General features: G+C 42.3%; 9 protein-coding genes. All 9 read left to right on the plus strand.

Going from position 1 to position 12169, the window contains the following annotated elements:
• The first annotated feature begins 496 nt into the window (after positions 1 to 496).
• Positions 497 to 2773 (plus strand): copper-translocating P-type ATPase, encoded by a 2277-nt coding sequence (locus tag LZF95_RS17585; RefSeq protein ID WP_233756338.1) that lies wholly within the window; start codon positions 497 to 499, stop codon positions 2771 to 2773.
• A 144-nt stretch (positions 2774 to 2917) separates the two neighbouring features.
• Positions 2918 to 3238 (plus strand): DUF6660 family protein, encoded by a 321-nt coding sequence (locus tag LZF95_RS27790; protein ID WP_368670787.1) that lies wholly within the window; start codon positions 2918 to 2920, stop codon positions 3236 to 3238.
• A 329-nt stretch (positions 3239 to 3567) separates the two neighbouring features.
• Positions 3568 to 7980 (plus strand): CusA/CzcA family heavy metal efflux RND transporter, encoded by a 4413-nt coding sequence (locus tag LZF95_RS17590; RefSeq protein ID WP_233756339.1) that lies wholly within the window; start codon positions 3568 to 3570, stop codon positions 7978 to 7980.
• A 48-nt stretch (positions 7981 to 8028) separates the two neighbouring features.
• The gene (locus LZF95_RS17595; RefSeq protein ID WP_233756340.1) at positions 8029 to 9261 is read left to right on the plus strand and encodes an efflux RND transporter periplasmic adaptor subunit; all 1233 of its coding nucleotides are present in this window, start codon (positions 8029 to 8031) and stop codon (positions 9259 to 9261) included.
• A 123-nt stretch (positions 9262 to 9384) separates the two neighbouring features.
• Positions 9385 to 9726 (plus strand): P-II family nitrogen regulator, encoded by a 342-nt coding sequence (locus LZF95_RS17600; protein ID WP_233756341.1) that lies wholly within the window; start codon positions 9385 to 9387, stop codon positions 9724 to 9726.
• Positions 9727 to 10116: 390 nt separating this feature from the next.
• On the plus strand, positions 10117 to 10335 hold the full coding sequence (locus tag LZF95_RS17605; protein WP_233756342.1) for an SHOCT domain-containing protein: 219 nt from the start codon (positions 10117 to 10119) through the stop codon (positions 10333 to 10335).
• A gap of 64 nt (positions 10336 to 10399) precedes the next feature.
• Positions 10400 to 11167 carry a helix-turn-helix domain-containing protein gene (locus tag LZF95_RS17610; protein ID WP_233756343.1) on the plus strand — a complete coding sequence of 256 codons (768 nt, stop codon included), beginning with the start codon at positions 10400 to 10402 and terminating at the stop codon, positions 11165 to 11167.
• Between the two features lie 2 nt (positions 11168 to 11169).
• A complete protein-coding gene (locus LZF95_RS17615) occupies positions 11170 to 11715 on the plus strand; it encodes a hypothetical protein (protein ID WP_233756344.1) in 546 nt (181 codons plus the stop codon).
• Complete coding sequence (locus tag LZF95_RS17620) at positions 11715 to 12137, plus strand: Fur family transcriptional regulator (RefSeq protein ID WP_233756345.1); 423 nt, start codon at positions 11715 to 11717, stop codon at positions 12135 to 12137. The genes LZF95_RS17615 and LZF95_RS17620 overlap by 1 nt, the downstream gene beginning before the upstream one ends.
• Positions 12138 to 12169 lie beyond the last annotated feature (32 nt).

The raw sequence follows: 12169 nt of genomic DNA on the forward strand, positions 1-12169 counted from the left end.
ATGCAAACGCTCCACTGGCGCTTGTGCACATCAATACCAATGAATAACTTAGGAGAAACTTCGGTGTCCATGATATATTCTTTTTGGTTCTGTCCTTAAAACGAACCAGATTATATCATGGGAACTATTGGACCAAACATTTCAAACCTTTTCGGGCAGTTATTTTAATGTTAGTAGGTGGAGTGGGTGCAATAATCGCTGAGGTATGGCACAGTTCCAGAGGGGATTGGACTTATGCTGAGAGTATGCCTCTAATACCTTGGGTGGAGGTGGGGATTTCACCAGTACTTCAATTCACCATTCTTCCTCTTTTGATTTTCATTATAAGTCGGCTTTTATTACCAAAAAATGAGTTATGAACGGAAGCCAGGACCGAAGGCAGTTCTTGTCTTAGTCCTTCTGGATATTCCTTTCTGTATTTTTCTCAGGAGATTACTCCTGAAGTAGAGGTAAATTAATTGATCCAAGGTATTCAGCTTTAAAAAACACAACTAATATGCAAGATAATCAGCAACATAGTAACCCAGACAAATCACTTTCAACCAATGGCCAATATTATTGCCCCATGCTTTGCGAGGGCGATAAAAAATATAATCAGCCGGGTGATTGCCCCGTCTGCGGTATGGATCTGGTGAAAGAACATAAAGCCTCAGATAAAATTGCTACTGAATACACCTGCCCCATGCATCCTGAAATTATTCAGAATGCACCCGGCAGTTGCCCAATATGCGGTATGGACCTTGAACCGGTGGATGTTACAAAAGAAGATCAGGAGGATGAAAAAGAGGCACTTAAAAAGCTATCACGGAAATTCTGGATTGCTACTATCTTTACAGTACCTGTGCTTTTTCTTTCCATGGCACAATATGTTGGAGTTGATATTTCCCTTTTCATTGATGAGAAAACCAACGGTTGGATCCAATTTATCCTCTCCACTCCGGTAGTTTTTTATTCATGCTGGGAGTTTTTCAAAAGGGGGTATCGGTCAATAGTTAACAGATCCCCAAATATGTGGACATTGATCTCAATAGGTACAGGGGCTGCCTATATCTTTAGCATAATTGGCTTATTGTTCCCTGAGCTTTTTCCTGCTCAGTTTAAAACTGAGGAGGGCACTGTACATTTATATTTTGAAGTAGCCACTGTGATCCTTACTCTGATATTATTAGGACAACTGATGGAACTAAGGGCACGAGGACAAACAAATTCAGCCATTAGGGAATTGCTCAACCTGGTTCCACCGGAAGCAACTGTTATTCGGGATGGGCAGGAACAAGTAATTCCGCTGGAAGAGGTTCTTATGGAAGATATTATCAAGATCAAACCTGGGGAAAAGATTCCTGTAGATGGAGAAATAACAAGTGGAAAAAGCAGCATTGATGAGTCTATGATCACTGGTGAGCCAATGCCTGTTGAGAAAGCCGAAGGTGATCCTGTGATTGGAGGTACAATAAATGAAACCGGAACTTTTAAGATGAAGGCTCTTAAAGTTGGGAGCGATACCTTACTCTCACAGATTATTGACATGGTAAATAAAGCAAGCCGCACAAAAGCGCCAATACAAAATATGGCTGATAAAGTGTCAGGTTATTTTGTGCCAATAGTCATAGTTATTGCCATTATTTCTTTTGCTGTATGGGCAGTATGGGGCCCCGAACCTTCCCTTGTTTATGCTTTTACCACTGCTGTTACGGTTTTAATTATTGCCTGTCCGTGTGCTCTTGGATTAGCTACACCAATGTCCATTATGGTTGGAACGGGAAAAGGTGCCAAGCAAGGTGTATTGGTAAAAGATGCCAAGGCTATTGAGGAAATGCATAAAATCGATACACTGGTTATTGATAAAACCGGAACGATTACGGAAGGGAAGCCTGTCCTGCAACAGGTAAAAGCTATAAATAATACCTATTCTGAGGAAGAAATACTTGCCTTGGTGGCTTCTCTTGAAAATAATAGTGAGCACCCCCTTGCACACGCTATTGTTAAAGGTGCGGAGGCTAAAGGAATTAAACCTGAACCAGTTGATGATTTTGAGTCCATAACCGGCAAAGGGATCATGGGCAGAATTAATAATAAAAAAGTTGCTATAGGAAATATAAAGCTATTAGAGCAATTCAGTCTAAAGTTGAAACCTAAATTTGTTGATTATGTTAAAAAGCGACAAATGGAGGGTCAAACTGTAATGTTTGTCGTTATAGAAAATGAAGTAGCTGGTTTTATTAGTGTAGCAGATCCAATCAAAGAATCTTCAGCAAAGGCTATTCGGAACTTGCAGGACCAGGGGCTGGAAGTGATTATGCTTACCGGTGATAATAAAAATACGGCTAAGACAGTGGCCGATAAATTAGGATTGGACGGTTTTGAAGCCGACCTGTTGCCTGAAGACAAATATGAAAAAGTGAAAGCCCTGCAGCAGCAAGGCAAAAAAGTAGCCATGGCCGGTGATGGCATTAATGATGCTCCGGCCCTGGCACAAGCTGATGTGGGTATCGCCATGGGAACGGGTACCGATGTAGCTATAGAAAGTGCAAGCCTCACTTTAGTAAAGGGTGAGTTGGACGGAATAGTAAGGGCAAGGAAGTTGAGTACGGATGTAATGCGTAACATTCAACAAAACCTCTTCTTCGCTTTTATCTATAACACAATTGGTGTCCCTATAGCAGCAGGTGTCCTGTTTCCATTTTTTGGATTGCTTTTAAGCCCGATGCTGGCCGCAGCAGCCATGAGCCTGAGCTCCGTGAGTGTGATTGGGAATAGTTTGAGGTTGAGGTGATTGTCAGCCTATAAAAAATATCAACTAAACACTTGTTCAGATAGAGGCTCATTTTATTCATCAATCAGGAGTTTGAGAGATTAATCAACTCATGATTCCACTTTGCAATACCCTTGCATTGTATAATTACGTATTTTTGCAAAAATGAAAATCGTGTGCTACATATTAAGCATTTATTTGATTTTTGCTATAGGGATAGCATGCCCGGATACTGTGCCTATTGACAATAATATTGATAATATTTCTGTCGTTAATAGCAATAATACAACTCACGATCAAGAGGGACCCTATGGTTCTGATGATTGCCCTCCGCTATGTGTTTGTCATTGTTGCCATATGCACGTTGTTTTGTCATATCCAATAGAATTTAAACATCCCGAAAAATTACCTGTTTTATATTCTGCCTATTTTCAGGATTTCAGAAGCATTGAAATCTCCGAATTTCTCAAGCCCCCAAGATCATAATCCTTCCTGCCTGATAGGATAAATATGCACTGTCATTAAAGTCCACTTTTATCAGGACTGACCAGGCATTTTACTTACCACTCAGACATTTTCTTTAATGAGCCTTTAACCTTCAAAGGTATCCTTTCATTGTGTTCAATCTTATTCAGAAAGTTGAAAAAATTGAATAAAAACAAGATAAAAAAAAGGAAAAAGAGAGGGAAGAAAATCACGGTCAAAATTCTACTGAAATGGTTTTTCATTGTGCTGATTAGTGCAATTATCATTTTAGCAACGATTGCCAGGCTTCTTCACTTCTTTATTTTCCATGTCAAATAATTAATAATCGTATGATCAATAAAATAATTTCTTTTTCGATAAAGAATAAATTCATCGTGGGCCTGCTCACGCTGGCGCTCATTGGGGTCGGGATATACTCCATGTCCACCGTCAATCTGGGCTCTGTACCCGACATTACCAATAATCAAGTGCAGGTAATTACTGTATCAGAAAACCTGGCCACTGAGGATATCGAACAGTTTGTTACTTACCCTGTAGAGTTGGCCATGGGCAACCTGCCGGGAGTAGATGAAATCCGTTCTGTTTCGAGGTTCGGCCTCTCTGTCGTTACCATTGTTTTTGAAGACGATATGGGTACCTATCTGCCCCGCCAACTGGTACAGGAAAAACTAATCGAATTAAAAGAGACCATACCGGAGAAATTTGGAAGCCCATCAATGGGTCCCATTTCCACTGGTTTAGGCCAAATCTATGAATACACCATTGAACCACAAGAGGGTTATGACTCGATGTATTCACCTATGGAGTTGCGCACGATTCAAGAATGGATTGTAAAACGGCAATTAACTTTGCTTGAAGGTGTGGTTGAGGTGAATTCTTTCGGTGGCTATATTAAGCAATATGAAGTGGCCATTAACCCGGATAAACTCAATGCACAGAATGTGAGCATCTCTCAAGTATATGAGGCTCTGGCCAGAAACAATGTTAATACCGGTGGGGCTTACATTGAGAAGAACAGGATGTCTAATTTCATCCGTGGAGAAGGCTTGGTGCGCTCTCTGGATGATATCCGAAAAATCGTCATAAAAACAGAAAATGGGATCCCGGTTACGGTAGGTGATGTAGCCTCTAAAGTACACTTCGGCAGCCAGGTGCGATATGGGGCTTTCACACAGGATGGAAAAGAAGCTGTTGGCGGCATTATTATGATGCTAAAAGGCTCCAATCCCAATGCAGTCATTCAGAATGTAAAAGAGCGTATGGAAGAGATAGAAAAATCTCTTCCGGAGGGATTAGCGATCAATACGATAATTGATCGTAGTGATTTAATTTCCAGGACTACCGATACTGTAAAAACCAATCTTATAGAAGGGGCGCTGATTGTCATTTTCGCCCTGGTGATTCTGTTGGGTAGCCTTCGTGGCGGTATTATCACTGCGACTACCATTCCGCTTTCCCTACTGTTTGCCTTCATTTTAATGAAGCAGTTCAATGTGTGGGCCAACCTGATGAGCCTTGGGGCCATTGATTTTGGGATCATCATTGACGGGGCGGTGATCATTATAGAGGGCACAGTGTATGAAATCCAAAAGCGCATCCGGTCAGGGAAAATCAAATTCAACCAGGGCGTAATGGATGAGGTTGCTTATGATGCGGGCAGTACAATGATGAGTTCGGCCTTTTTCGGACAGATTATCATCCTCATTGTATTTACCCCCATCTTATTCCTTACCGGGGTGGAAGGTAAGATGTTTCAGCCGATGGCCTATACATTTGGCTTTGCCATGATTGGTGCCATTTTCCTTTGTCTGACGTATGTACCGATGATGTCGGCCTTGTTTATGAAACCTGTTCAAAACAAAAAGAACTGGTTTGGACGATTTGAACGCTGGCTGGAAAAGGTTAGTGATAAAATAATAGATGGCATTCAATGGGTTTATTTGCCTTTGCTAAAAGGTGCGCTGCGTTTTAAAGCAATTGTGATCACCGTAGCTATTGTGCTACTAGTAGCAGCCGGTTTCATTTTTTCACGTATGGGAGGGGAGTTTGTGCCACAGCTTGATGAAGGAGATATCGCGATGCAGGCACTCATCAGGCCCGGAAGTTCCCTAAGTGAGTCTAAAGAGGTATCAATCAAGATTGAGAACCTGTTGCTGGAAAGTTTTCCCGAAATAAAAACAGTAACTGCCAGAATTGGGGTGGCCGATATCCCTACGGACCCCATGCCGATGGATATAGCCGATATGTACCTCATATTGGAAAAAGATAAAGATAAATGGGTTTCAGTTGAAACCAAGGACGAGCTAATTGAGCAAATCAAGGAAAAGCTGGAAACCAATCTGACCGGGGTTAACCTGGTATTTACCCAGCCGGTAGAGCTGCGTTTTAATGAGTTGCTTGAAGGGGTACGGGAGGACATTGCCGTAAAACTCTATGGCGAAGACCTGGAAGTGCTTGCCGCAAAAGTGCAGGAAATGGCGGATATAATTTCTACCGTGCCAGGAGCCGGTGATGTAAACCCAGAACGTACATCAGGACTTCCCCAAATGACCGTTCGTTACAATCGGGATAAAATTGCCCAATATGGATTGGACATTCAAAAGATCAATGAGTATGTGAGTTCAGCCTTTGCAGGTGGTGTGGCCGGGGTGATTTTTGAAGGTGAAAAAAGATTTGATCTGGTCATCCGCTTTGATGAGGCGCACCGGAAAAGTATTGATGACCTGCGCACACTCTACATTGATCTACCCGATGGTACCCAAGTTCCGATAAAAGAAGTGGCCGACATTAGCTATGTGCCTGGCCCCATGCAAATCTCCAGAGACAACACGTATAGACGTACTTATGTGGGAGTCAATACAAGAGGTCGTGATGTGGAATCAGTCGTAAACGACATTCAGAAAAAACTGGATGCACAACTAGACTTGCCTCCGGGTTATTATATTTCCTACGGTGGGGAGTTTGAAAATCTGGAAAGGGCTAAAAGCAGATTAGCAATTGTTGTACCCATTGCTCTCTTTCTCATCTTTGTTCTGCTCTACTTCGCCCTGAAATCATTTTCTCAATCCATTATGATCTATATAGCTATTCCACTGGCAGCTATTGGGGGAGTATTTGCACTATGGGTTAGAGATATGCCATTTAGTATTTCAGCGGGAGTTGGTTTTATTGTGCTTTTTGGTGTAGCTGTCCTGAACGGTTTGGTATTGATCAACCGATTTAATTCCCTAAAAGAGGAAGGAGTCACCAGCATCAGAGACCGCATTTTTACAGGAACTAAAGAACGGATCAGGCCTATTATGCTTACCGCAACCACGGATATTCTTGGATTTATGCCCATGGCGTTTTCAGCATCTGCCGGAGCAGAAGTGCAGCGGCCTTTGGCTACTGTGGTAATTGGTGGTATGCTTACTGCCACCTTGCTTACGCTGGTAGTGCTCCCAGTGCTATACACTCTTGTAGAAGGAAGAAGTGACAGAAGAAAAAGCCTGAAAGCACCGAATGCTAATGTGATCATTGCCCTGATCGTTTGTGGTGGACTGGTTGGTTTACCGGCTGTGGCAAATGCACAGCAGCAGGGACAGGAGAAAGACAGCCTACCTACGATCACATTAGAACAGGCCAGAAAGCGGGCTGTAGAAAGTTATCCTAAAATTCAATCGGCACGTCTGGAAATTGAAAGCCAGCAGGCTCTCAAGAAAACAGCTTGGGACTTAGGGAATACCCAAATATTTACTGGTAAAGAGGAAGTGGGCAATGGATCGGATGGTGTCTACACACAATTTGGCATCCAGCAGCAGCAGATTGATGTGTTCGGTATAGCACCACGTTTGAAATTGCAAAAGGAACGGGTGGCATTGGCAGAAGCCGCTCTGGATTTGTCTGTAATAGAACTGGAAAGGGAAGTAAGTCAGGCCTGGGCGCAGGTATATGCTTCAAAGAATAATTACCAGGTGTATGAGCAGTTGGATTCGGTTTTTACCGATATTGAAAGAGCCGCACGAATCCGCTTAGAAACAGAAGCCACTTCCAAGCTGGAATATTTGGCTACTTCCAACCAGGCCAATCAGGTACAGATACAGAAGGAGCAGGCGTACAGAGATTATCTCAGCGCCTTGCAGCGGCTCAACCTTTGGTTTGCCAATGATACCCTCTTTACCGTGCCGGATATCCCGGCCACTCACTTGGATGAACCGCTGAATTATGTAGCCGATTCCCTAATGAACCATCCTATTTTGAATGTTTCAAAACAACAGGTAGATGTAGCGGATGCGACCATAAAAGAAAGGCGTTCGCAGTTTTTTCCACAGTTGCAAGGCCAATATGGACGACAACAAGTTGATGGGCAATCAGGATTTTATCAGTACCAAATTGGTATTCGGATCCCTTTGTTTTTTGGGCCTGAGCTTGGCAGAACACAATCGGCCAAAATACAGCGGGATATTGCAGGACAAAACCTGCGACAAAACCAGTTGGAGTTGAATGCAGCTTATCAGGAAATGAAAGAGCAGTATCTGAAATGGCTTTATTCATGGAACTACTACAGGGATGAAGCACTACCCCTGGCGCAGGAACAACGAGCCGGAGCTATTTTGGCTTATCGGGAAGGGGCCATTGACTATGTGACTTTTCTGCAAAACATCAGGGATGCCATTCGCATAGAGGTGGACTCATGGAATGCCTTCGGCAACTACCTGAATAGCCGCTATCAACTGGAATACTATTTAAAAACATCAAATTAAGCATTTAATAAAACCTGAATGGATAATCAGATTAAAAATATAAACACAATGAAAAAGCAAATCATATATATACTGGCATTGGTACTGATGGTATCGGTATTTACGGGCTGCGATAACAACTCGGCTGATAACTCAGGTGATGCCTCTCACGAAGAACACAGTGAGGGCGAGGCTGGGCACGAGGGTGAAGAAGGAACTAATGAAGAAGGGATGGCTGAGCTTCACCTTTCGGATCTCAAGTTTGAAAGTCTGGGCATTAAAATTGACACACTACCCATTCGCTCACTATCGGGCGTGGTAGAAGCAAATGGCCAGTTAGAAGTGCCACCTCAGCATGAAGCAACCGTTACAGCTATTCTGGGAGCCAATGTTACTTCCATCAAAGTGATAGAGGGAGACCAGGTTAGCAAAGGGCAGGTATTGGCCTATATTTCTCATCCCAACCTGACCAGGTTACAGACTGACTATGTAAGGGCTTATAGCCAATTACAGTTTCTGGAAAAAGAAAACCAGCGGCAGAAAAGGCTCTATGAAGAAGAGGTAGGTTCCGGAAAAACTTATCAGCAAATTCAGGCGGACTACCAGGCCATGAAAGGTGAGGTAAAAGGCTATGAAGCCCAATTGAAGCAGCTAAGCCTGAATGTGGAGAAGATACGGAGTGGGGAAATCTATGAGTACGTACCTGTAGTCAGTCCCATCTATGGATTCATACAAAAAGTCAAGGTTCAGATTGGTCAATATGTAGACCCTCAGACCGAGATGTTTATGATTGTCAATACCGACCACATTCATGCCGACCTGATGGTGTTTGAAAAGGATATCTATAAAGTAAAGGTAGGACAAAAAGTGTCCTTTACTGTGGAGTCTGTTCCGGGAAATACGCTGACTGCCAAAATTTATTCGGTAGGCAAACAATTTGAACAAAATCCGAAAGCGGTGCATGTGCACGCAGAGATAGACCAAAAAGAAGATTTTTTGATTCCGGGCATGTACATCAATGGTAAAATTAGAGCGGGGGACAATCAGGTTAAAGCCTTGCCGGAAAGTGCCATCATAGAAGAAGAAGGCAAGCCTTATATTTTTATGGCGGAAGCGCATGAAGAAGATGGCAAAACCGAATGGGCGTTTAAAGCCATAGAAGTACGAACAGGTATCACAGAAGACGGATGGGTAGAAATTAAATTGTTAGAGCCACTTCCTGAGGGCACAAAAGTAGCCTGGAACAACGCTTATTACCTAATTTCTGAAATGAAAAAAGGGGAGACTGGTGACGATGATTAAATTCTATTTGGCAATAAGTAGTTGGCACTAGGCAATTGGGCATGTGCTCATAGGATAATTACCAACTACCGTTTGCCCATTTTCAATTTTATTAAAGAATTAAAAATTAAAACGACTAAAAAGATGAAAGAAATAAAAGCATTTATAAAACCGAAAAGAGTGCAGGTAGTGGTAGAATCCCTGCGCGATGCAGGCTTTGAAAGTGTCACACTATCCAAAGGAGAAGGTACAGGAGCTCATAAAAATCCCGATGCATCTCCTTCTCTGGATTTTCATTTTACTGATAGCCCGATAGTAAAGCTGGAGTTGGTTTGTCAGAATGAAGAAGTGGAAAAAGCAGTACAATTAATATGCGGCAAGGCCAAAACACCAAAGCCGGGCGATGGGATCATTTACGTTTCTGAAATAGACGATGCGTATAGAATAAAGACCGGAAAGTCTATCAAAAGATTTGATATGAAGTGAAAAATTATGGAGTCTCCAATTGAAAAAATGCAGCAATTAGCCAGGGAACGGGGCGGGCTTTGCCTTTCGGATTTATATATCAATAGCAAGTCCAGGTTGTGGTGGCAATGTGCAAATGCCACCGATGGCAGGCGACCCCTTTTAGTGTAAAAATCAGGAAAAGCTGGTGTCCTGAGTGTGCTAACAACGTTCCGCATGGAATAGAGAAGATGCAATCCCTGGCTCATGCAAAGGGAGGTAAGTGCCTTTCAAAGGAATACATAAACTCCAAAATACCCCTGCGGTGGCACTGTAAAAACGGTCATCGTTTCCAGGCTACCGCTGATAGTGTGATTCAGGGGAGTTGGTGCCCGAAATGTAAATAAATGTTTAACCCTAAAACCTACAGTTATGATGTATGATTGGTATTTCGGAGGAATGCACTGGATCTGGTGGATCCTGTGGCTTATCCTCCTATTCTGGATATTCTTAATCCCATACCCTACGCCCGGACAAAACAGACGGAAGGATAAGGCTATGGAAGCCCTGAGAGAGCGATACGCCCGGGGCGAGATATCCGATGAGGAATTTGAACAAAAGAGGAAAGTCCTTCAGGATAGGAAGAAGTAGTTATAGAGCCACAGGTGTATCCCAAGCGAGGTGACACCTGTGGTTTATAAAAGGATATTATAAAATGAAAAAACGGAAAGTACGTGCTTATATACTTATTGGATTAGCCTTAGGACTATTTGTGATACAGCCCCTGGCTATTTCACTTCACATGTATGACATGCAGGGAGATAATGGCAACTGGTGGAAATACCTGCTTGCTTCATATCAGCAGGAAGTTAGTTCATGGGATTTAGATCAGGCCATCATCAAATTGCTATTCGGCTTACTGGGCATTGCCCTGGCACTGATGTTTATGGTCAGGCAAAAAATATTTCAGCTTACCACGAAAAGCAATAAGCTAGAGGAGATCAAGGAGTTGATTGGGGCAGGAGAAAACCAGCAAGTAGAATTCAAATCTACCTTGAGATGGGATTTGAGACAGTTTAAACCAAATAAGGCTTTGGAAGACGTAGTAGCCAAAACAATTGCCGGGTTTATGAATACACAAGGCGGACACCTTTTCATTGGTATTAACGATAATGGTAACTCATTAGGTTTACAGGAAGATTATGCGAGCCTGAAAAAACCGGGAAGAGATCGTTTTGTGCAGTATGTAATGCAACTGGTCTCCACCAAATTAGGGATAAATTATTGCGCTCTGGTAGGTATGTCTTTTTACCAAATAGAAGGGCTTGATGTTTGTCATCTTGAAATTAAACGTGCGCATTCTCCGGTCTATCTGCATCAGGACGACCGTTCACACTTTTATATCCGCACAGGAAATGGCACACGCGAACTGGATATCCCTGAGGCCCTCAACTATATCGAAGAAAATTTAAATAGCCGTTAATCATGAAAATTATATTTATTACCCTGCTATTTATTGCTCAAGCAAGGATTGCTGTAGGGCAATCCATGTACAGGACGACAGAGGGCCATATCGTGATGGTGTCAGAAATTAATAATGAACGGATAATTGCTGAAAGCCATAAGCTGTTTCTTATGATGGATTATAATACCAAAGAAATTTCAGGAAAGCTAGACCTAAAATCCATAGATACCGGTATTGGTTATTTAAATGAGGAAATTAGCAAAGCAGAAGATGAGGAAATGACGATCTCTTTTTCAGGTTTTATCCCTGTAGATGATTTTATAAGTCAGCCACATGCCCCTATTTCGTTTAACTGGCCTTTAAAAGTAGCGGCAGGCAAAAGAACATTTGAAATTGTTCTTTCGGGCAACCTGAAACACTTTAACGGAGGAGAGGCCATAGCCTGTATGCTAAGCGCTACCGGAGATGTTGACACAAACGAAATCGGCCTGAAATCAATTTTACCGGAAATAGGTAAAACACTAAAGATTCAGTTTACACAAGTAATACTTAGAAAAAACGAGTGATGAGCGTAATAAAAGATTTAGAAGAAAATCTATTACAGCACAAGATAAAACCCACAGCCATGCGCTTGTTGGTGCTGGAATACCTGCTGGATCGTGAGATAGCAGTAAGTCTTACTGATCTATACAAGGATTTTGTGAAATCAGACAGAACTACCATCTACAGAACGCTAAAAGCGTTTGAGGATAACGGATTGGTACACAGCATTGATGATGGTACCGGAGTGCCTAAGTATGCCTTGTGTGAAGAAGGTTGTAAGTGCGAAATTGAAAAAGATCTGCACCTGCACTTTCATTGCAGAAAATGTGGCGAAACCAAATGCCTTTACAGTTATAAAATAACTGAAATTATACTTCCGCCCAACTACCAGGCAGAAGAAGCCAACCTGATGGTAAAGGGTGTTTGTTCACAGTGTAGTGGCTAAAGGTATTCTTCAAAAGTAAAATCATTTTGAAC

It is taken from the genome of Algoriphagus sp. AGSA1 (assembly GCF_021390545.1).
Taxonomy (GTDB): Bacteria; Bacteroidota; Bacteroidia; order Cytophagales; family Cyclobacteriaceae; genus Algoriphagus.

Bases quoted from the DNA above. Each gene is read 5' to 3' on its own strand.
- LZF95_RS17585 (WP_233756338.1), top strand. From the start codon at position 497: ATGCAAGATAATCAGCAACATAGTAACCCAGACAAATCACTTTCAACC.
- LZF95_RS27790 (WP_368670787.1), top strand. From the start codon at position 2,918: ATGAAAATCGTGTGCTACATATTAAGCATTTATTTGATTTTTGCTATA.
- LZF95_RS17590 (WP_233756339.1), top strand. From the start codon at position 3,568: ATGATCAATAAAATAATTTCTTTTTCGATAAAGAATAAATTCATCGTG.
- LZF95_RS17595 (WP_233756340.1), top strand. From the start codon at position 8,029: ATGAAAAAGCAAATCATATATATACTGGCATTGGTACTGATGGTATCG.
- LZF95_RS17600 (WP_233756341.1), top strand. From the start codon at position 9,385: ATGAAAGAAATAAAAGCATTTATAAAACCGAAAAGAGTGCAGGTAGTG.
- LZF95_RS17605 (WP_233756342.1), top strand. From the start codon at position 10,117: ATGATGTATGATTGGTATTTCGGAGGAATGCACTGGATCTGGTGGATC.
- LZF95_RS17610 (WP_233756343.1), top strand. From the start codon at position 10,400: ATGAAAAAACGGAAAGTACGTGCTTATATACTTATTGGATTAGCCTTA.
- LZF95_RS17615 (WP_233756344.1), top strand. From the start codon at position 11,170: ATGAAAATTATATTTATTACCCTGCTATTTATTGCTCAAGCAAGGATT.
- LZF95_RS17620 (WP_233756345.1), top strand. From the start codon at position 11,715: ATGAGCGTAATAAAAGATTTAGAAGAAAATCTATTACAGCACAAGATA.